Genomic DNA, 19,440 nt, shown 5'->3' on the forward strand with positions numbered 1-19,440 from the left:
TAGTGGCACAGCCCGGCACAAGGCGCGACGCCCGGCCGTCGCGCCTGCGTAGCGCCTCGCAAAACGGGGCCGGGCAAAAGCACGACAAAGGACGGATTGTGATAAAATAGCCGCCTTCTGGTGTCCCCCAACAGGAAAGATCAACATGAGCCTGGCCGGTAAAAAAATCGTTCTCGGCGTCAGCGGCGGCATTGCCGCCTACAAGACCCCCGAGCTGGTACGTCGCCTGCGCGAACGCGGTGCCGACGTCCGCGTGGCAATGACCGAAGCGGCAAAAGCGTTTATTACCCCTCTGAGCCTGCAGGCAGTGTCGGGTTATCCCGTTGCCGACAGCCTGCTTGACCCGGCGGCCGAAGCCGCCATGGGCCACATCGAGCTGGGGAAATGGGCCGATCTGGTTATTCTCGCCCCCGCCACGGCGGACCTGATCGCCCGCGTCGCCGCCGGCATGGCCAACGATCTGGTTTCGACGATCTGCCTGGCGACGCCCGCTCCGGTCGCGGTGCTGCCGGCCATGAACCAGCAGATGTACCGCGCCGCCGCGACGCAGCACAACCTTAGCGTGCTGGCCTCTCGTGGGCTGCTTATCTGGGGGCCGGACAGCGGCAGCCAGGCGTGCGGCGATATTGGCCCCGGCCGTATGCTGGATCCCTTAACGATCGTGGACAGGGCGGTGGCACATTTCACCTCTGTCAACGATTTGCAGCACCTCAACATCATGATTACCGCAGGCCCCACCCGGGAACCGCTCGATCCGGTACGCTATATCTCCAACCACAGCTCGGGCAAAATGGGCTTCGCCATTGCCGCCGCCGCCGCCCGGCGCGGTGCCAGCGTCACGCTGGTCTCCGGTCCGGTAGCGCTGCCGACTCCGCCCGCCGTGCGGCGTATCGACGTGATGACAGCGCTGGAGATGGAAGCGGCGGTGCGATCCGCCGTTCAGCAGCAGCATATTTTTATCGGCTGCGCGGCGGTGGCGGACTACCGCGCGGCCGCCGTCGCCGGTGAAAAAATAAAAAAACAGGCGACCCAGGGCGATGAATTAACAGTAAAAATGGTCAAAAACCCGGACATTATCGCCGGCGTCGCCGCGCTTACGGACAACCGGCCCTACGTCGTTGGGTTTGCTGCGGAAACAAATAATGTGGAAGAATACGCCCGGCAAAAGCGTATCCGTAAAAACCTCGATCTGATCTGCGCAAACGACGTTTCGCTTTCGACGCAGGGTTTTAACAGCGACAGCAACGCTTTACACCTTTTCTGGCAGGATGGAGATAAAGTCTTACCGCTTGAGCGAAAAGCACTCCTTGGCCAATTATTACTCGACGAGATCGTAGCCCGTTATGATGAAAAAAATCGACGTTAAAATTCTGGACCCGCGTGTCGGCAACCAGTTTCCGCTGCCGACCTATGCCACCGCCGGCTCCGCCGGGCTTGACCTGCGCGCCTGTCTTGATGACGCCGTAGAGCTTGCGCCGGGCACCACGACGCTGCTGCCAACCGGCATTGCCGTTCACATCGCCGATCCCTCGCTGGCGGCGGTGATTCTGCCACGCTCCGGCCTTGGCCATAAACACGGCATCGTGCTGGGTAATCTGGTCGGCCTGATCGACTCTGACTACCAGGGCCAGCTGATGGTATCCGTCTGGAACCGCGGCCAGCAGAGCTTCACCATCGAACCCGGCGAGCGCGTCGCCCAGATGGTCTTTGTGCCGGTAGTTCAGGCCGAATTTAACCTGGTGGAAACCTTTGACGCCACCGACCGTGGCGAAGGCGGTTTTGGCCATTCCGGCCGTCGATAAGAACCGTTACCGCATTCCACGCCTCGTCATAACGCTATAACATTGCCGCAAACGCGACGTTTGCGGCCGTAGCGTGGATGTTAGCCCGGCAAGTGCTTATTTTCAGGAGTATTTTGTAACATGGCAGAAAAACAAACTGCGAAAAGGAACCGTCGCGAAGAAATACTTCAGTCTCTGGCGCTGATGCTTGAATCCAGCGACGGGAGCCAGCGAATTACCACAGCAAAGCTGGCGGCCTCCGTCGGCGTTTCCGAAGCGGCGCTGTATCGCCACTTTCCCAGCAAAACCAAAATGTTCGATAGCCTGATCGAATTTATCGAAGACAGCCTTACCTCCCGTATTAATCTGATCCTGAGCGATGAAAAAGACACCGCCGCGCGCCTGCGCCTGATCGTGCTGCTGATCCTCGGCTTCGGCGAGCGCAATCCCGGGCTGACGCGCATTCTCACCGGCCACGCGCTGATGTTTGAACAGGACCGCCTGCAGGGGCGCATCAATCAGCTTTTCGAACGTATCGAAGCCCAGCTGCGCCAGGTATTGCGGGAAAAGCGAATGCGCGAAGGCGAAGGCTACGCCACGGATGAGACGCTGCTGGCGGGTCAGCTGTTAGCTTTCTGCGAGGGGATGCTGTCGCGCTTTGTGCGCAGCGAGTTCAGATATCGCCCGACCGACGACTTCGACGCCCGCTGGCCGCTGCTGCTCGCTCAGCTGCGGTAATGGCTATCCTGGCGCACCAGGCGGTGCGCCTTTTTAAGATTGCCGGTAGCGCGATCTGTTAAAAAGCCCAGGGCAATTCGTTACTTTGCCAGATGTTCCCCTCCGCCCGCTCCCCTACCATCCCTCCATCAGGTCATAATTTCAGCAAAGGAGAGAGCACATGGCGACATCACGGCGGGAGCTGTTAAAACTGGGCGGCCTGACGGCTGCATCACTGCTGTTGAGCAAAACCAGCGCGGCGGCATGGGCACCGTCTGAGCGCTATCCCGATCCGCGCATCGTGGCGCTGGACGAGAGCTTTCGCCGCTATATGCTGGCCAGCGCGAAGGTGGAGCAGATCGCCACCGGCTTTCGCTGGGCGGAAGGGCCGGTCTGGTTTGGCGACATGGGTATGCTGTTATGGAGCGATATTCCTAACAACGCCGTGATGCGCTGGGATGAATCTACTGGCGAAACCCGCGTATTTCGCCATCCCGCCCATTATGCAAACGGCCACGCCCGCGATCGCCAGGGGCGTCTTATCAGCTGCGAACACGATACCCGGCGCGTCACGCGCACAGAGTACGACGGCAGCATTACCGTGCTGGCCGACCGCTTTGCCGGCAAACCGCTTAATTCGCCCAACGATATCGTGGTCAAAGCGGACGGCTCCATCTGGTTTACCGATCCCCCCTTCGGCATCAGCGGCTTTTATGAGGGACATAAAGCGACGCCGGAGCTGCCGCAGAACGTCTATCGCCTTGATCCGGAAAGCCGCGAACTGAGCGTGGCGCTGGGCGACATTAAGGGGCCGAACGGCCTGTGCTTCTCGCCTGATGAAAAAATTCTCTACGTGGTGGAGAGCCGCGCGACGCCGAATCGCCTGATTCTGGCCTGGGACGTGGTGAACACTACGCTGACCAACAGGCGGGTGCATATTGACTGCGGCAGCGGCACGGCGGACGGCATTGCCTGCGACGTGGACGGCAACCTGTGGTGCGGCTGGGGAAGCGGCAGCGAAGAGCTTGACGGCGTGCGGATATTCAATCCGCAGGGAAAAAACATCGGCGTGATTCATCTGCCGGAGCGCTGCGCCAATCTCTGCTTCGGCGGCGAACAGCGCAACCGGCTGTTTATGGCCTCCAGCACCTCTGTCTATTCACTGTACGTGAATACGCAGGGTGCCAGCCTCGTCTGACAGATGCCCGGCAGCGAAGGCCGGGCGAACCATTATACGCCGTACGCCTCCCGGTAGGCGCGCACCGCCGCCAGGCGATCCGCCATATCGGGCTTCTCCTCAAGATAAGCGATCAGATCCGTCAGGGTGATGATGGAAATCACTTTGCAGCCGTAGTCGCGCTCCACTTCCTGAATCGCGGAGATTTCGTTGCGCCCGCGCTCCTGCCGATCCAGAGAGATCAGCACGCCGGCGAGGGATGCCCCGTTGGCCTGAATAATCTCCATCGATTCACGAATCGCGGTGCCTGCGGTGATCACGTCATCCACCAGCATCACGCGGCCCTGCAGCGGGCTGCCGACCAGGCTGCCCCCCTCGCCGTGATCCTTCGCCTCTTTGCGGTTGAAGCAGTACGGAAGGTCCCGATCGTGATGTTCCGCCAAGGCAACCGCGGTGGTAGTAGCGATAGGAATGCCCTTGTAGGCCGGGCCAAACAGCAGATCGAACGCGATTGCGGAATCCACCAGCGCTTCGGCATAGAACCGGCCTAACAGCGCCAGGTCGCGCCCGGTATTAAACAGCCCGGCGTTGAAGAAATAGGGGCTTTTACGCCCGGATTTCAGGGTGAATTCGCCAAACTTAAGTACCTGCTTGTTAAGCGCAAACTCAATAAACTGGCGCTGATACGGCTTCATGGATTCGCTCCTTATGGCATTTTCATTATGTACAACATTTACAGACAAAAAAAAGGCGACCTCTCAGTCGCCTTAAAACTAGTTTTCTAACGCCGCCTTCTGCGACGCGACAATGGATTCGATGCCCCCCCTGGCCAGCGCCAGCAGGGTGAGAAGCTCCTCATGGCTGAACGGCTCGCCCTCCGCCGTTCCCTGAACTTCAATCATGCGCCCGTCTTCGGTCATCACCACGTTCATATCGGTTTCGGCCGCGGAGTCTTCCACATATTCAAGATCGCAGAGCGCTTCACCGTTGACGATCCCGACGGAGACCGCCGCCACCATGCCCTTCAGCGGGTTGGTTTTCAGCTTGCCGCTGGCCACCAGCTTTCTCAGCGCGTCGGCCAGGGCCACGCAGGCTCCGGTAATGGATGCCGTCCGCGTGCCGCCGTCGGCCTGGATAACGTCGCAGTCCAGGGTGATGGTAAATTCACCCAGCGCTTTCAGATCCACCGCCGCGCGCAGGGCCCGGGCAATCAGCCGCTGAATTTCCATGGTACGCCCACCCTGCTTGCCTTTCGCCGCCTCGCGCGCGTTGCGGGTGTGGGTCGCTCTCGGCAGCATACCGTACTCGGCGGTGATCCAGCCCTGGCCCTGCCCTTTCAGAAAGCGCGGCACGCCTTCATCAATAGAGGCGGTGCACAGCACTTTGGTATCGCCAAATTCCACCAGCACCGAGCCTTCAGCGTGTTTTGTATAATGACGAGTCAGGGTTACGGGACGCACCTGATTAGCGCTACGGCCTGCTGGACGCATATTGAGATCTCCGGCTTAAAACGAGAATGTGGCTGCGCATTATACGGACTTCCCGCGGTTATTCCTATCCTGACGGGGAGCGGGTGGCTATAATCGACCGATCTCTCCTTTCAAAACGGGAACGTCTATGATCCGCAGCATGACCGCCTACGCCCGGCGTGAAATCAAGGGTGAATGGGGTAGCGCCACATGGGAAATGCGCTCGGTAAACCAGCGTTATCTGGAAACCTATTTCCGCCTGCCGGAACAGTTCCGCAGCCTCGAGCCGGTGGTCCGCGAGCGCATCCGCGCCCGCCTGACGCGCGGCAAAGTCGAATGCTCGCTGCGTTTCGAGCCTGACGCCAGCGTCCAGGGCGAGCTGATCCTGAACGAGAAGCTGGCGAAGCAGCTGGTAAACGCCGCCAACTGGGTCAAAATGCAGAGCGACGAGGGGGAAATCAACCCGGTTGATATTCTGCGCTGGCCGGGCGTCATGGCCGCCCAGGAGCAGGATCTGGACGCCATCGCCGCGGAGATCCTCGCCGCCCTCGACGATACGCTGACCGACTTTATCATCGCCCGCGAAACCGAAGGCCAGGCGCTGAAAACCCTGATCGAGCAGCGTCTGGAAGGCGTCAGCGCCGAAGTGGCAAAGGTTCGCGCCCATATGCCGGAAATCCTGCAGTGGCAGCGCGAGCGCCTGATCGCCAAACTGGAAGATGCCCAGGTGCAGCTGGAAAACAACCGTCTGGAGCAGGAGCTGGTGCTGATGGCGCAGCGTATCGACGTCGCAGAGGAGCTGGACCGGCTGGAAGCGCACGTTAAAGAGACCTGGAACATACTGAAGAAAAAAGAGGCGGTCGGCCGTCGCCTGGACTTTATGATGCAGGAGTTTAACCGCGAGTCGAATACCCTGGCATCTAAATCCATTAATGCCGACGTGACCAATTCCGCCATTGAGCTGAAGGTTCTGATCGAACAGATGCGCGAGCAGATTCAGAATATCGAGTAAATAATCACAAGATATCACGCACTATCAAAACAACCTCCAAGCCCGCTTTATTGCGGGCTTTTTTGTTATTATCGACTATCATAGGAAATCAACAAAGCGCACCTTTACCGTGTACACAGAGGTGTACCTCTGCGGTAAGATGTACACACGCTAGGTGTACATGCACCAATAAACATATGGACTTTCCTAATGCCAAAACTAACAGACATGCAGATCCGGGCGTGGATTAAGGCTGGTGAGCGATTCGAGGGCCGTTCAGATGGAAACGGACTTTATCTCTCCTACCGTGAAAACTACAAAACACCTGTCTGGCGCTTTAGATATAAATTCGCGGGAAAGTCACGGGTTATGTTGATTGGCTCGTATGCAGAACTATCATTGGCGAGAGCCAGAGAGACAGCGAAGGAACTCTCTGCTCGTGTTGCGCTAGGGTACGATGTGGCAGGAGAAAAGCAGGAGCGAAAAGCCGAAGCATTAGCAAAAATAGAGGCAAAAAAAAGCGCTCTGTATGTGTCTGAGCTCGCTGCTGAATATTTTGAACGCCAGATACTCCCCCGATGGAAACACCCAGACATACTACGCAGACGCATTGATAAAGACATAAACCCCTGCATTGGTCGAATGAGAGTCGAAGATGTAAAACCCCGCCATATTGATGACATGCTGAAAGGTATTGTTGACCGTGGAGCGCCAACTATAGCAACCGATGTGCTGCGCTGGACTCGCCGGATCTTTGACTATGGAATTAAACGCCACGCACTGGAGATAAATCCGTGTTCCGCTTTTGAGGTATCAGACGCCGGCGGGAAAGAAATTGCCCGTGATCGCTGGTTAAACCGTAGCGAACTCATCAAGCTATTTCAGGCCATGCGTAAAGCAAAAGGGTTCAGTCGACAGAACGAGCTTACATTTAAGTTATTGCTGGCGTTGTGTGTTCGAAAAATGGAGCTATGCGCCGCTCGCTGGGAAGAGTTTGATTTGGATGCTGCCATCTGGCACTTGCCAGAAGAACGCAGCAAGAACGGCGATGCCATTGACATACCGCTCCCACTGGCCGCAGTGGAATGGTTGAAGGAGTTACTCACATTTTCATGTAACAGTGCATGGGTGCTACCTGCCAGAAAAATGCAACATCGGATGATCCCCCACATTCAGGAAAGCACATTACCAGTAGCGCTGGCAAAAGTAAGGGCTGAAATGCCAGACGTGCCAAACTTCACAATCCACGATTTTAGGCGAACAGCGCGAACTCATTTAGCGGCTCTAGGTGTTGATCCAGTTGTTGCTGAACGATGCCTCAATCATAAGATAAAGGGCGTCGAGGGTATTTATAATCGTCACCAGTATTTCAATGAGCGCAAAGCGGCACTGAACCTTTGGGCTGATCTACTGCTCACTCTGGAACAGGGCGAAGATTACAACGTGACGCCAATCAAGAAAGCGCATAAGCTATCATAGGAACAGACTGAGCCTAGCCCGACGGGGTGAAGAGTGGAAAACCTTACCGCCTGGCTCATTCATTTTTTAAGGTGAAATGCTTAAAGGTGGCATATGTCTGACACTACAAAAATACCATTTTCATTTTGCCGCATAAAAAGGGCTGCTGATTTTTTAGGTGTTAGCACTGATGATTTACTAAGCCTTGCTGTCTCTGAGAAAATAACTCTATGCGTTAGGTTAGATGGATTAAAATCAGTCCTATGGATTGAAGGTAACGCAACTGAACTTAGCGATTGGTATTTATCTTTAAGCACTAACAATAGCGCTCTGGCATTTGCCCACAATATATCAAAATATACATCATTCGCTATTGATCGAGTTTCTTACGATGAAGAAAACGATGACACCATTTTTCATCCGTGGTTCTATCAGTCTCAGCTGGCTGACGGGAGTACCTCTAGTGAAAAATCACAAAGCCATCAAGGCAGAGCCTTTGGCTTATGGGTTCCCCAACTGCCAGTAATAAACTCGGTTTTGAACTATGGGAAATCTTCTCTTTTATGGGGGTCTTTGGGTCTTTATCGTACTGACGAAAGCACGCCCGCTCTATGTTTAATTCCTTTATCGCTAAATCATGATGATATTTGCGATAGCGAAGAAGATGACGAACATTATGAAGAGAAATATCCAGACATCGAAATAACTGAAAATGATTTATGGATAACCTCTGACCAAGTAAGAGAATTGCTAAAATATAATGGTGATTACAGCGACCTCCCAGATAGCGCTCGACGTGGTATTTCCTCCAATCCTGACTTGATGCAGGAAATAAAAAAGGTTAATCACATTGCTGAGCACCACGCAACTAACAGAGAAAAGCTATTTAAATCTGCAATATGCTTGCTATCAAAATACCCAGATGAGTGCCGGGGTGAACGCAAAGAGATAAGTCCTGAGAAGTGGCGGGATTGTATTCTCGCTCATAAAGATGAGATACCACCGCTAACCATTACTAACGAAGACGTAATTCTAAAACACTTAAGATCCGCCGCTAACGGCAAGGTGTAGAGTAACTTAACTGTACAGGTACAGTAGAACTACTGTGCCTTATCCATCACCTATCAAATCGCTAACTTTGTTCCCGTAACGTCAACCGCTATCAACAGGAGTTACGGGAACATGACTGAACAATCAACAATTCCTACTACTGGGTATATCCGCCGCTTCCGGCTGCCGGGGCTGTTGGGTGTCTCAATGCCAACCATAGATCGCTGGGTTAAAAATGGCACATTGCCGCGTCCAGTTAAACTCACCAATAACGTTACTGCATTTGATGCCGTGGAGATTAACCACTGGCTGGCAAAACGTCGTGGAGATGCTGCGCAATGACAAAATTTACCCAACCAACACCAGAGCAACGTCGCTTGATTCTGGAGGAGTACGGCTTCAAGTTCGACCGTCGAATCCGTGAAGAAGAATGCAGCGAGATCACCAGTCTTTCCCGTTCCAGCCGCTGGAAGATGGAACAGCAGGGGCGCTTCCCTCCGCGCTGTCACTTTGGCCGCAATAGCTGTGCTTGGCTTCTTTCGGATGTGCTCTGGTGGGTTCGTAATCCGCCAGCAGTAGAGAACGTCAATAACCCATACAGCCGTAAATCTGCTTAATTAACCACAGGTAATCTGAGATGAAAAAGATTAATGCCCTCCACGGGCAGGGATTCGCTCACCCTGTAGCCAGCCAGCACGATATTTCAGCGAACCGTAAACAGGTTATTTCCGGTGACTGGTCGCCCATTAATCGCGGTGAATTTACGCTTGCCGATCTGGGGTTGCGCCACAACGGTAACGGGCTGGTGTGGCTGCGTTCCGGCGTGTCCGTGCATGAGGCAGACCATGATGCAGGGATAAGCGGCAAGGACAAGACCAAAGGAAGGGTTAACGGCCTTCCTTTTGAATTTGTCGGCCAGTGGCAGGAATACCCGACTAAACGCAGCTTTGCCGTTTCAGTATCTACGGAACTACGGCGCCAGTATTACCCGGACGATGCCGCATTCAGTAAGGCAATGCGTGAGGCTGGTTATGTTCCGGTGCGCACTCGCAAACTGACCGGAAAGGATGCTCGTTTTTGGCTGTACCGTGTAACGGGCAATGATAAGGGGGTTGTCGCAGCAGAATCCGCGCCACACAAGGCTTGCGCGCCAGTTGTCCAGACCATATCTAAGCCTCATCCGTGGTTTAAGCGTGTGGCACTCGATGGTAAATGGCAGTACGTCTACGCAGATCACATCCGCTTTCTGACTAAAAAGCGTCATCGCGTCGATGGTGTTCGGGTTCAGGGGTATACCGCTGGCGGGCTGAAAGTGGAGGCTATTGTATGACAGGCAAAACAAAGGCGGCCATGCCGGGCCGCCTGAGTCTCAACGCTTTACTGAAACATCGCCAGATTACCAGGCTTGCCGCTGGTGGTCAAACCTTGAGCCAACGAAATCCGTACGCACAAATTAACCGCGTACGTTTAACGTACGGACATCGCAATCCATTGAAGGAACTTGATTATAACGAATCGTTAGAATCGGCTGGCAACAAACACGAACAGTATTCGGGTTCATGGCAAAACAACGTTAAACGTGGTTCAGAGGTTCCGACGAATAACGTAGAGAGCTGCGAAGATAACCAACCCTCTTTAAGAGGGGAGGCTCAGCGTTTGTGCGGGTCATTACGTCCTGCGCAAAATTTGCAGGTAACTAAAAGTCACTCGCAAAACAACCCCTCTTTAAGAGGGGCAGTTCACAGCATTACGGGGAGTAACCCTGTTCAGCTTTCAGGTTCCGATCTGGCTTTCTTGCGCTGGCGGCGTTTGATCTCGCCTATGGCCGCGGTGATAAGAAAACCAGCCGTGCTCTCACCATTATTTTTTACAGATTCAATTTCTTCTAATACTTCATGTGGAACTCGAACATTTACTTGTTTTGATTTGTTGTTTACTGAACCTGTTGCCATTACTGAGTCTCCATGCGCTTGGTGCTATTCACTATACGCGAAAAAAAAACAGATTCAATACTTGACGTGCTATGCACCTAGTAATAAGGTGAATAGCACCTTGATTGATTCAAGGTACAAAAATGGCAACGCCCCGGAGTGCGGGAACACTACCGAGGCGTCTAACCACAACGTTAGATGGAGTAACATTATGGCTGAATTACAGCATACCCAAACTCGCCCCAAATATCAGTATCGTTTTCTCGCGCTGAGCGCCATCGGGCGCATCGTCATTCACATCACCGCTAGCACTGAGTGCGAAGCCCGTGAGCAATCACCGGCTGGATGCGTGATGGTATTCGCTGGCCGTCTGCCTGTGGAGGTGCGCCATGCGTGAGCCAATCAGCTTAGACCAGGCAGAATACAAATCAGCGCTGGCCGCTTCACTCTTCGAAACCATTTTGGAAAAAGCCTGTGCTGAGTGTTCTGAAACCCTGCTGAATCTGATTTCTATTGCGTGTGATTTTAATCAGGAAATTCACCGGGCATTAATCGCCGAGCTGCACATGGGAGAGACAAAATGAGACAGGTTCCTTTTGAAGTCCTGATGCACGCTGAAAATGCACTTTCAGAGAGTGAGTGCGCAATGTCTGTACTGAGCATGTGGATTGACAGCATTCCCGACGGTGACGAACACCGTGAAGAAGCCTGCCGTGTCGGGGCGATTATGTCTCTGCTGCATAAATCTATCGGCGAGCTGGTGAAAGCGCGGGAGGCTTACAGTGCAAAATGACTTTGTAAGCGATGTACGCAGCAAGGCAAACGGCTACTGGCCGTCAATACTGGAGCGCCTGGCGATTCCGACGAATCGCGGTGAGGGGCCGTGTCCGGCGTGCGGCGGCAAAACCCGCTACCGGTTCGACAATAAAGATAACCGGGGAACCTATTTCTGTTCGCACTGTGGCGCGGGTACCGGGCTGGATCTGGTGATGAAGGTCAATCAGTGCGGTGCGAGAGAAGCGGCTGAGCTGGTGGCCGAAGCGATGGCGCTGCCTATGCCGGAACCGAAGCCAGCCAGAGAGAAGCCTCAGACGGATATCGCCGGGAAAGTTGCGGCGTTGGCTGCTAAAGCCTCTCCGGGGCAGTCTGCTTACCTTGGATCAAAGGGGCTTCAATGCCCCTTCCCGATGCTGTCCGATGGGTCGCTGCTGCTGGTGCTGAAAAACGGTGCTGGCGCGACGACAGGCGCACAGGTGATTAAGCCAGATGGCAGTAAGCGGCTGGTGGCCGGAACGGTGAAGAAAGGCTCTTTTTGCGTGGTTAATTCCGGTGAAACGCCGGAGACGGTGATTATCGCCGAAGGGCTGGCAACGGCGCTTTCAGTTCAGCAGTTCCGCCCTGATGCGATAATTATCGCAGCGATTGACGCCGGGAACCTGCTGCCAGTTGCGCAGGTGATGCGACAGCGTTACCCGGATGCGCAGATCATCATCGCTGCTGATAACGATATTAAGCCTGGCGAACCAAACACGGGTAAATCAGCCGCAGAAAAAGCCGCTAAAGCTGTCTCTGGCCGGGTGGCTTTACCTCAGTCTGAGGAAAAGGCCGACTGGAATGATTTTCACCAGCAACACGGGCCGGAAGCAGCGGCAGCAGCATTTAATGATTCACTTTATCAGCCAGGGGGAAATATGCCTGTTCAGCTTAAAGCCATCGAGGGCGGGAAACAGACTGCCAGTGACGGCGGAGAAGACCTCAAGCCTTACTTCGACAAGCGCAAAGGTGGACTGTATTACATCGAGAGGAAACAGAATCAGGACACCGGCGCGGTTGATGAGCGGGAAACGTGGGTTTCTGACGAAATGGAAACCGTTGGGATCGGCAGCGATGGGAAGGACGGTTACATTGTGATCCGCATGAGACAAGAGGGCACCGGCACTTTGCTTTATGAAGCCATGCCGCGCCGTGAGCTGGGCTCGCCGCAGGGCTGGGGCCGTCTCCGTTCAAGGGGGGTAAATATTACCGCCAGACGGGCACACCTTGACTTGCTGACCAATCACCTGCAACTTCACGGAGACCGTGAACAGTGGACGATCACGCATACCGCTGGCTGGCACGAGGGAGCTTACGTTATGCCAGACGGGCATATTATCGGCAAACCTGAGCGGCCTGTGGCTTTCTGTGGCGGCACGTCTGCTGTAACCGGCTATGTTGTTCGCGGAACGGCGGCAGAATGGCGCAGTAATGTGGCCTCACTGATGCGTGGCAACAAATCAATGGTGCTTGGGGCGCTGGTGGCTTTTGCCGCACCGCTGAATTCTCTGGCAGGTGGTAGCTGTTTCGGTATTCATCTGTTCGCTCAGTCATCGGCGGGTAAGACAACCACTGTCGAGGCTGCATCCAGCATCTACGGCGTGCCCGATGAGCTTAAACTGACATGGGATGCGACAAAGTACGGGCTTACCATTGAGGCGGCTTCACGCAACGATGGATTTATGCCGATTGATGAGATCGGGCAGGGTAATAACGCCAAAGACGTGGCAGGCAGCGCCTATAGCCTGTTTAACGGCACCGGGCGCATTCAGGGTCACAAAGACGGAGGGAACCGCGCCGTGCTCCGCTGGGCGATTGTGGCGCTGTCTACGGGCGAAGAAGATTTTGAAACCTACCTGCTGAGAAACGGACTGACGCCCAAGGCCGGGCAACTGGTGCGCCTGGTGAGTGTGCCATTCTCAGACACGACAGAGTTTCACGATCTGGACGATGGCGATCAGCATTCCCGCGCCATCAAGCGGGCTTCATCGAAATACTGTGGCGCAGTGGGCCGGGAGTGGATTGCAATGCTGGCCGCAGACCGTGAATCAGCCTGCCAGAAGGTCAGCGAACGGGAAAACGCCTGGCTGTCAAACCTGCCAGAGGATTTATCCCCACAGGCAAAGCGCGTGGCAATTCGCTTTGCCCTGCTCGATGCAGCAGCAGAACTTTCCATGCCCCTTACCGGATGGAGCCTGGAAGAAACCAGAGCGCATATCAAAAGCAGCTTTGATGAGTGGCTTGATAACTACGGCACCGGGAACAGGGAGAAATATCAGGTTGTCAGCCGTGCCAGAGACTTTATCCAGCGCTATGCGCTCAACCGTTTCCAACCTTACACGTTCGGTAAGCGCAATGGCGACATGGATAATCTGAGCGCTTCCCGCATCACCAATCTGGCGGGGTATCTTGTCAGTGGCAGACGTGAAGACGGATGTAATGAGTATCACATCATCCCTTCGGTATTTGAGAGTGAAATCCTGTGCGGGATTCAGAAGAAACTCGGTGCTGAAGCACTAGAAGAGGTAGGAATGCTGGTAAGGCGGGAACCCGGAAGAATCGACGGAAAGACCATTTCTGTTAATGGCAGCCAGCAGCGCTTTATCGTTCTTATTGATGGCGAAGACTGATTTTTCCGTGATGAGTTAAAATCGCTGGGTTAAGCGGGATAACGGGATAAGTAATAAAAAACATATATAAATCATTATATTAATATATACATTCTTATCCCAACTTAACCCAAGTTATCCCAGACAATTGTTAATGAATTGTACAACTTATCCCAAAAATAACGGGCTTGGGATAAGTTTGGTTAGCATTTGGGTTATGCAGTTACTTGATTTAATTGAAAAATATACAACTTATCCCGTTATCCCAAAGATTTTTCGTTTTTTGCATATATACAATCAGAAGGATGAAAGTAATGAGTGAGAAGTTGACCGATAAATTCAATGCCAGTCTGGGTGGATATGTACCCGCATCGCCTGGCTGGTATTTGCGTGAACAGAATAGTGCAGGTGAGAATGTTTATCATCCGGTGATGGCTTGGCGGGAGTGTGCCGGAACGGGGTTGTTGTCTGATGGAGTATTGGTTCCTGTGCTTCCTTGCGGAATGACGGGGAAAGCATCATCCGAGATTGGCGGGGATGTGATGTTTGTTTTTCACGAGTGGTTAAGCCCGAATGGCGATGGCACTTTTCGTGACAGGAATTTTTAAATTCAGCATACGACGGCCAGCAAAATGAAGATGATTTCTGACTGACAGGAGCAAAGAAAATGTTTACTTATAAGGATGTTCTGGAACATCGCAAGGTGCATGGCATTGAGAATGCCGTACAGGATATGGGAGTTAATGAGTACGCTGCTGCGCTTGATAAAGATGCGGTGGTGATGATTGATTCTCACGGCTTCATTGTGGATTCGTTCACGGGAATGGCTCTGGCTGCTGATGGCGAACAGTTGGACCTCCTCATAGCGCATCTGGAGAAAATGCGTAAGGATATGCCGGAAAAGAACATGCGGGATTTGCTGAATAAATAAATTTTGTAAATTATTCGTACTCATGTTTACCCGTGATTGCCCCTGTCTCTGACGGGGGTTTTCTTTATATTTTTCATGTATATCTTGAAGAGTGGCACTCAGACGTGAGCCGCCACTGGCCGTTAAGTCAAGCTGTAGCGAGTACAGCCTGCGAGAGGCAGAAAAAGATTTAACGGCCTCCCCTCCAAGCGCTGGTTTCACGTCTCTACGTTAATTGATACGGAAACCACTCCATGAAGAAACTACTCGAATTACGCCAGCAGAAAGCCGCACTCAAAACTCAGATGCGTTCCATGCTGGACAAGGCCGATACTGAAAAGCGCAGCCTGAACGAAGAAGAGGGCAAAAAGTTCGACGAACTCCGCGCCCAGGCTGATGCGCTTGAAGTTGAAATCACCCGTCTTGAAGCCGTCGCCGACGATCAGCGCAATCTGCCTGGTACTTCCGTCGAAGGTGAGCCAGTAAGCAACGACGAGCTGCGCCACTACATCATGACAGGTGATACCCGTTCTCTCTCCACGCTGGTGCAGGCTGACGGCGGCTATACCGTTATCCCTGAGCTGGACAAAGAGATTATGCGCCAGTTGCAGGATGATAGCGTGATGCGCTCCATCGCAACGGTGAAGACCACCAAAACCAACGAATACCAGAAGCTGGTATCTGTGGGCGGCACTACCGTTAATCGTGGTACCGAAGGAGAGGCACGTACCGAAACCAGTACGCCGAAGATGGAGCGCGTTGATATCAAACTCAACCCGATCTACGCCTACCCGAAAACCACTCAGGAGATTCTCGACTTCTCCGAGGTGGATATTCTGGGCTGGCTGTCTTCTGAAATTGCAGACACCTTCACCGCTACCGAAGAAAGCGACTTTGTGAACGGCGACGGTGATAAAAAATCCAAAGGCTTCCTTTCTTACCCTCGCGCGGCCACTGCCGACAAAACCCGTCCGTTCGGTACGCTGGAGAAGATGGAAGCGGCTGACGTTTCCTCTGATGGCCTGATCGACCTGCTGTATAAGCTGAAAGCCAAATACCGCAAAAACGCCGTATGGGTGATGAACTCCAACACCGCAGCCAAACTGCAAAAGCTGAAAAACGGCAACGGGGATTACATCTGGCGCGATCGTCTGGTTGCCGGTTCTCCCGATACGCTGCTGGGCCGTCCTGTTCAGTATCTGGAAACCATGCCGGATGCGGAGGCAGGTAAAGCATTCCTCGCGGTAGGCGACTTCAAGCGCGGCTATTTCATCGTTGATCACACCACTGGCGTGCGTACCCGCCCTGACAACATCACCGAACCGGGTTTCTACAAGGTGCATACCGATAAATACCTGGGCGGCGGCGTGGTGGACTCCAACGCCATCAAGGTGCTTGAGCTTTCCGGCTCCGGTTCCTGATTTGACGTTTAAGGGGCTGCGGCCCCTTTTTGCCCTCTGTGGAGTCCAGTAATGAAAACAATCGATTTTGAAATCCGTACCTCCGAAGTGAGCGCCAGCGACAAAAAGCTGGTGGGCTATGCCGTGCGCTGGAACAGTCTGTCAGAAGTTATCTGGGATGAGTTCCGCGAGCAATTCGCGCCGGGGGCGTTTAAAGACAGCCTGGCATCCGGTAGCGATGTGCGTGCGCTGTACGAGCATAACTATACCCAGCTGCTGGGCCGCACTAAATCCGGCACGCTGGTGCTGTCCGAAGACGATACCGGGCTGCGCTTCGAGCTTAGCCCGCCGAATACCCAGCTTGGCAACGATGTGCTGGAGCTGGTGGAGCGCGGGGATATCTCCGGCATGAGCTTTGGTTTCCGTGCGCTGAAAGAGGCGTGGGATATTGCTCAGTCTCCATATCTGCGCACTGTTACCGCTGCCGAACTGCGGGAGATTACCGTTACCTCTATGCCTGCTTATCCTGAGTCTGGCGTGGAAATCGCGCATCGTTCGCTTTTCTCCCAACATCCTGAACTGCGCCGCGCTGGCGATAACCGCCGCCGCTGGGCTGAATTAGCGGGGCTTTGATATGTGGAATATCTGGCCGTTTGGCCGTAAGTCTGAACCCTCCGAACAGCGCAGTATGACCATTGATGAGTGGCTGGCGATGGCAGGGATTCCAAATACCGGATCAGGCGAGTATGTGTCTGCGGGTACTGCGGAATCTCTGCCGGCGGTCATGAACGCCGTATCAGTTATCAGTGAGGCGGTGGCAACAATGCCCTGCTATCTCTACCGCGTGCGCAACGATAACGGGCGAGAGGCGCGGGAATGGCTGAGCAATCACCCGGTGGATTTTCTGCTGAACGAGCAGCCGAACGACTGCCAGACACCTTACCAGTTCAAACGCACGATGATGCGCCATTGTCTGCTGAATGGTAACGCCTATGCGGTGATCCAGTGGGGCCGCGACGGCCAGCCGCAATCCCTGCACCCGTATGCGCCGGGAGCGGTTGTTCCTGAGCGTATCGGCCAGCATAAATACAAATACACCATTACTGAACCGTTTACCGGGGCTGTGCGCACCTACTTGCAAGAAGAGATCCTGCACCTGCGTTACTCGACCGATGATGGTTTTCTGGGGCGCTCGCCGATCACCACCTGCCGTGAGGCTCTGGGGTTAGGTCTGGCCCAGCAGCGCCACGGTGCCAGCATTATGAAAGATGGCATGATGGCGGCTGGCGTGGTCACTACTGCTGAGTGGCTCGACAGCGTGAAGGGCAAACAGGCTCTGGACGCACTGGAGCGCTACAAAGGTGCCAGAAACGCCGGGAAAACGCCGATCCTTGAAGGTGGCATGGACTACAAGCAACTGGGTATGAGCAATCAGGATGCCGAATGGCTGGCCTCCCGTCGCTTCACCATTGAAGACATTGCCCGCATGTTCAACGTGTCGCCTATCTTCCTGCAGGAATACAGCAACAGCACCTACAGCAATTTCAGCGAAGCGAGCCGCGCCTTTCTCACCATGACGATGCGCCCGTGGCTGGCAAACTTCGAACAACAAATCAAATCTGCGCTGCTGGTGGCCTCTCCGGTTCCGGGAACCCGCTATCAGGTGGAATTTGACTCTGCTGACCTTCTCCGCGCCACGCCAACCGAACGTTATGCCACTTATGAGCGCGGCATTAAGAACGGGATCATGAACCCGAACGAAGCCCGTGAACGTGAGGGGATGCCGCCGCGTGAAGGTGGTGACGAATTTAGCCAGGCATGGAAGCAGGAAGTGAAGATCAGTAAGGACGGCAAGGAAGGTGACGCATGAGAGCCGGAAAGATGAAACGCCGCGTTACCTTCCAGAAGTCAGAATCTCATCGTGGCCCTACCGGCGAGATTATTTATGAATGGTCTGATCTCGCCACCGTCTGGGCTGAGATTCGGACTATCAGCGGGCGCGAGCGTATGTCGTCGGGTGCCATTTACTCTGAGGCCACCGTGCGTATCTGGACGCGCTACCGCGACGATATCACCACCGGCAACCGCATTCTGTACCGTTCATCGAATGTCCGGGGGCAGGTATACACCCTTGTGGCCGTCATTCCTGACGTTGATCACACCCGGCTTGAGCTGCTGTGCAAGGGAGGCATTTTCAATGAGTGAGCTAATCGGTCTGGAAGAAGCAAAGCTGCATTGTCGAATTGACGATGATTACGAAGATACGTTGATTCAGGCGTACATCGAAGCGGCGCTGGAGGTCTGCCAGAAGCACATAGGCAAGCGCTTTGATAACGGTCTGGAGTTTACCGCCGCCATCAAGATTGGCTGTCTGATGTACGTTTCTCAGTTGTACGAGTATCGCACGATGATTGGTGACACCGACGCCAAAGAGATACCGATGGCTGTCTCTGCGTTGTGGTCTGTCTACCGAGATGTGGGGGTGTACTGATGCCGTGGCAACCACTACGCCGGTGCACAGAGCCGGGATGCAATAAACGGGTGAAGTCTGGCAAGTGTGACGAGCATAAGCGGGAAGCGTGGCGGGCAGAGGATGCCAGACGCGGTCACCGTCGCGCCCGTGGTTATTCAGCCTCATGGGAGAAGTATCGCGCTCAGTACCTTAAGCGCTATCCGTTGTGCATTGAGTGCCAGAAGCTGGGCCTCTACGTCCCTGCAAAGATTGTCGATCACATCATCCCTATCAATGGCGGTGATGATGTTCTGTTCTGGCCTGAGTGGAATCACCAACCGTTATGCCAGGCGCATCATAACCAGAAGACCACACAGCAAGACCCAACCACCAAAGCGAAGCGCAAAGCAGGGCTGTACCGTGAGCAGGAAGATCGTGCAGCCCATCGCAATGACTGGATGTATGAGGCTGACAATGACTGAGCAGGAACAGCAGCGGCTGATAAGTGGGCTGATAAAGCAGCGCGAGGCATGGCAACCATCCAGACAGAGAGCGCACACGAAGCCCGTAGCAAAGCGCATGAGCCAGCGTGACCGGGAGCTTATGGAATGCTTCCGCAACCGCTGACAGGCCGCATGGACGGGGTGGGGGAGGTTTTAAAGACAAACCCCCTGCTGCAAGG

26 protein-coding genes are annotated in these 19,440 nt (G+C 54.2%); 23 read left to right on the plus strand and 3 right to left on the minus strand.

What is annotated here, in order from left to right; genetic code table 11:
• The first annotated feature begins 145 nt into the window (after nucleotides 1-145).
• The 4 genes from coaBC to GJV78_RS04550 all read left to right on the plus strand — a co-directional run bounded on the left by coaBC (nucleotide 146) and on the right by GJV78_RS04550 (nucleotide 3,696).
• On the plus strand, nucleotides 146-1,366 hold the full coding sequence (gene coaBC / locus GJV78_RS04535; RefSeq protein ID WP_155107212.1) for a bifunctional phosphopantothenoylcysteine decarboxylase/phosphopantothenate--cysteine ligase CoaBC: 1,221 nt from the start codon (nucleotides 146-148) through the stop codon (nucleotides 1,364-1,366).
• Nucleotides 1,344-1,802, plus strand: a complete 459-nt coding sequence (gene dut / locus GJV78_RS04540) for a dUTP diphosphatase (RefSeq protein ID WP_167519372.1) — start codon at nucleotides 1,344-1,346, stop codon at nucleotides 1,800-1,802. The genes coaBC and dut overlap by 23 nt, the downstream gene beginning before the upstream one ends.
• Nucleotides 1,803-1,922: 120 nt before the next feature.
• A complete protein-coding gene (gene slmA / locus GJV78_RS04545) occupies nucleotides 1,923-2,519 on the plus strand; it encodes a nucleoid occlusion factor SlmA (protein ID WP_155107213.1) in 597 nt (198 codons plus the stop codon).
• A 160-nt stretch (nucleotides 2,520-2,679) separates the two neighbouring features.
• Nucleotides 2,680-3,696: an SMP-30/gluconolactonase/LRE family protein gene (locus GJV78_RS04550; RefSeq protein WP_155107214.1), complete on the plus strand. Its 1,017-nt coding sequence runs from the start codon at nucleotides 2,680-2,682 to the stop codon at nucleotides 3,694-3,696.
• A 32-nt stretch (nucleotides 3,697-3,728) separates the two neighbouring features.
• On the opposite strand, the gene pyrE is transcribed toward GJV78_RS04550, so the two are convergent.
• A complete protein-coding gene (gene pyrE, locus GJV78_RS04555; RefSeq protein ID WP_155107215.1) occupies nucleotides 3,729-4,370 on the minus strand; it encodes an orotate phosphoribosyltransferase in 642 nt (213 codons plus the stop codon).
• Nucleotides 4,371-4,448: 78 nt separating this feature from the next.
• Nucleotides 4,449-5,165 carry a ribonuclease PH gene (gene rph / locus GJV78_RS04560; RefSeq protein ID WP_155107216.1) on the minus strand — a complete coding sequence of 239 codons (717 nt, stop codon included), beginning with the start codon at nucleotides 5,163-5,165 and terminating at the stop codon, nucleotides 4,449-4,451.
• Nucleotides 5,166-5,292: 127 nt separating this feature from the next.
• Between rph and GJV78_RS04565 the strand changes: the two genes are divergently transcribed.
• From GJV78_RS04565 to GJV78_RS23470, 6 genes are all read left to right on the plus strand, one after another.
• Nucleotides 5,293-6,156, plus strand: coding sequence for a YicC/YloC family endoribonuclease (locus tag GJV78_RS04565; RefSeq protein WP_155107217.1), 864 nt, complete (start codon nucleotides 5,293-5,295; stop codon nucleotides 6,154-6,156).
• 189 nt (nucleotides 6,157-6,345) lie between these two features.
• Nucleotides 6,346-7,614 carry a tyrosine-type recombinase/integrase gene (locus GJV78_RS04570; protein ID WP_155107218.1) on the plus strand — a complete coding sequence of 423 codons (1,269 nt, stop codon included), beginning with the start codon at nucleotides 6,346-6,348 and terminating at the stop codon, nucleotides 7,612-7,614.
• A gap of 93 nt (nucleotides 7,615-7,707) precedes the next feature.
• Complete coding sequence (locus GJV78_RS23465) at nucleotides 7,708-8,664, plus strand: hypothetical protein (protein ID WP_230979064.1); 957 nt, start codon at nucleotides 7,708-7,710, stop codon at nucleotides 8,662-8,664.
• 111 nt (nucleotides 8,665-8,775) lie between these two features.
• Nucleotides 8,776-8,985 (plus strand): helix-turn-helix transcriptional regulator, encoded by a 210-nt coding sequence (locus tag GJV78_RS04580; protein ID WP_079911532.1) that lies wholly within the window; start codon nucleotides 8,776-8,778, stop codon nucleotides 8,983-8,985.
• Nucleotides 8,982-9,260 (plus strand): helix-turn-helix transcriptional regulator, encoded by a 279-nt coding sequence (locus GJV78_RS04585; protein WP_155107219.1) that lies wholly within the window; start codon nucleotides 8,982-8,984, stop codon nucleotides 9,258-9,260. The genes GJV78_RS04580 and GJV78_RS04585 overlap by 4 nt, the downstream gene beginning before the upstream one ends.
• A gap of 20 nt (nucleotides 9,261-9,280) precedes the next feature.
• Nucleotides 9,281-9,973 carry a hypothetical protein gene (locus tag GJV78_RS23470; RefSeq protein ID WP_224253882.1) on the plus strand — a complete coding sequence of 231 codons (693 nt, stop codon included), beginning with the start codon at nucleotides 9,281-9,283 and terminating at the stop codon, nucleotides 9,971-9,973.
• Between the two features lie 436 nt (nucleotides 9,974-10,409).
• Here GJV78_RS23470 and GJV78_RS23475 read toward each other — a convergent pair whose 3' ends face one another.
• Nucleotides 10,410-10,595 carry a type II toxin-antitoxin system HicB family antitoxin gene (locus GJV78_RS23475; protein WP_230979065.1) on the minus strand — a complete coding sequence of 62 codons (186 nt, stop codon included), beginning with the start codon at nucleotides 10,593-10,595 and terminating at the stop codon, nucleotides 10,410-10,412.
• Between the two features lie 190 nt (nucleotides 10,596-10,785).
• Here GJV78_RS23475 and GJV78_RS23480 point away from each other — a divergent pair, with 190 nt between their 5' ends.
• The 13 genes from GJV78_RS23480 to GJV78_RS23485 all read left to right on the plus strand — a co-directional run bounded on the left by GJV78_RS23480 (nucleotide 10,786) and on the right by GJV78_RS23485 (nucleotide 19,385).
• Nucleotides 10,786-10,971: a host cell division inhibitor Icd-like protein gene (locus GJV78_RS23480; RefSeq protein WP_230979066.1), complete on the plus strand. Its 186-nt coding sequence runs from the start codon at nucleotides 10,786-10,788 to the stop codon at nucleotides 10,969-10,971.
• Nucleotides 10,964-11,158 carry a hypothetical protein gene (locus GJV78_RS04605; RefSeq protein ID WP_155107221.1) on the plus strand — a complete coding sequence of 65 codons (195 nt, stop codon included), beginning with the start codon at nucleotides 10,964-10,966 and terminating at the stop codon, nucleotides 11,156-11,158. Before GJV78_RS23480 ends, GJV78_RS04605 begins: the two co-directional genes overlap by 8 nt.
• Nucleotides 11,159-11,220: 62 nt before the next feature.
• A complete protein-coding gene (locus tag GJV78_RS04610; RefSeq protein WP_227794302.1) occupies nucleotides 11,221-11,367 on the plus strand; it encodes a hypothetical protein in 147 nt (48 codons plus the stop codon).
• Nucleotides 11,357-14,017: a DUF927 domain-containing protein gene (locus GJV78_RS04615; RefSeq protein WP_167519373.1), complete on the plus strand. Its 2,661-nt coding sequence runs from the start codon at nucleotides 11,357-11,359 to the stop codon at nucleotides 14,015-14,017. The genes GJV78_RS04610 and GJV78_RS04615 overlap by 11 nt, the downstream gene beginning before the upstream one ends.
• 293 nt (nucleotides 14,018-14,310) lie before the next feature.
• Nucleotides 14,311-14,604 (plus strand): hypothetical protein, encoded by a 294-nt coding sequence (locus tag GJV78_RS04620; RefSeq protein ID WP_063619706.1) that lies wholly within the window; start codon nucleotides 14,311-14,313, stop codon nucleotides 14,602-14,604.
• Nucleotides 14,605-14,663: 59 nt separating this feature from the next.
• Nucleotides 14,664-14,927 carry a hypothetical protein gene (locus GJV78_RS04625; protein WP_044245750.1) on the plus strand — a complete coding sequence of 88 codons (264 nt, stop codon included), beginning with the start codon at nucleotides 14,664-14,666 and terminating at the stop codon, nucleotides 14,925-14,927.
• A gap of 233 nt (nucleotides 14,928-15,160) precedes the next feature.
• The gene (locus GJV78_RS04630) at nucleotides 15,161-16,327 is read left to right on the plus strand and encodes a phage major capsid protein (protein ID WP_019077814.1); all 1,167 of its coding nucleotides are present in this window, start codon (nucleotides 15,161-15,163) and stop codon (nucleotides 16,325-16,327) included.
• 51 nt (nucleotides 16,328-16,378) lie between these two features.
• On the plus strand, nucleotides 16,379-16,939 hold the full coding sequence (locus GJV78_RS04635; protein WP_155107222.1) for an HK97 family phage prohead protease: 561 nt from the start codon (nucleotides 16,379-16,381) through the stop codon (nucleotides 16,937-16,939).
• Between the two features lies 1 nt (nucleotide 16,940).
• Entirely contained in the window at nucleotides 16,941-18,176 is a 1,236-nt protein-coding gene (locus GJV78_RS04640; protein WP_154054367.1) for a phage portal protein, read from the plus strand.
• Nucleotides 18,173-18,511: a phage head closure protein gene (locus tag GJV78_RS04645; RefSeq protein ID WP_155107223.1), complete on the plus strand. Its 339-nt coding sequence runs from the start codon at nucleotides 18,173-18,175 to the stop codon at nucleotides 18,509-18,511. Before GJV78_RS04640 ends, GJV78_RS04645 begins: the two co-directional genes overlap by 4 nt.
• Nucleotides 18,504-18,797: a head-tail connector protein gene (locus GJV78_RS04650; RefSeq protein ID WP_155107224.1), complete on the plus strand. Its 294-nt coding sequence runs from the start codon at nucleotides 18,504-18,506 to the stop codon at nucleotides 18,795-18,797. Before GJV78_RS04645 ends, GJV78_RS04650 begins: the two co-directional genes overlap by 8 nt.
• A complete protein-coding gene (locus GJV78_RS04655; protein WP_108168748.1) occupies nucleotides 18,797-19,240 on the plus strand; it encodes an HNH endonuclease signature motif containing protein in 444 nt (147 codons plus the stop codon). The genes GJV78_RS04650 and GJV78_RS04655 overlap by 1 nt, the downstream gene beginning before the upstream one ends.
• Nucleotides 19,233-19,385: a hypothetical protein gene (locus GJV78_RS23485; protein WP_224085195.1), complete on the plus strand. Its 153-nt coding sequence runs from the start codon at nucleotides 19,233-19,235 to the stop codon at nucleotides 19,383-19,385. The genes GJV78_RS04655 and GJV78_RS23485 overlap by 8 nt, the downstream gene beginning before the upstream one ends.
• Nucleotides 19,386-19,440: the final 55 nt, after the last annotated feature.

Source organism: Intestinirhabdus alba, from assembly GCF_009711095.1.
GTDB lineage: Bacteria > Pseudomonadota > Gammaproteobacteria > Enterobacterales > Enterobacteriaceae > Intestinirhabdus > Intestinirhabdus alba.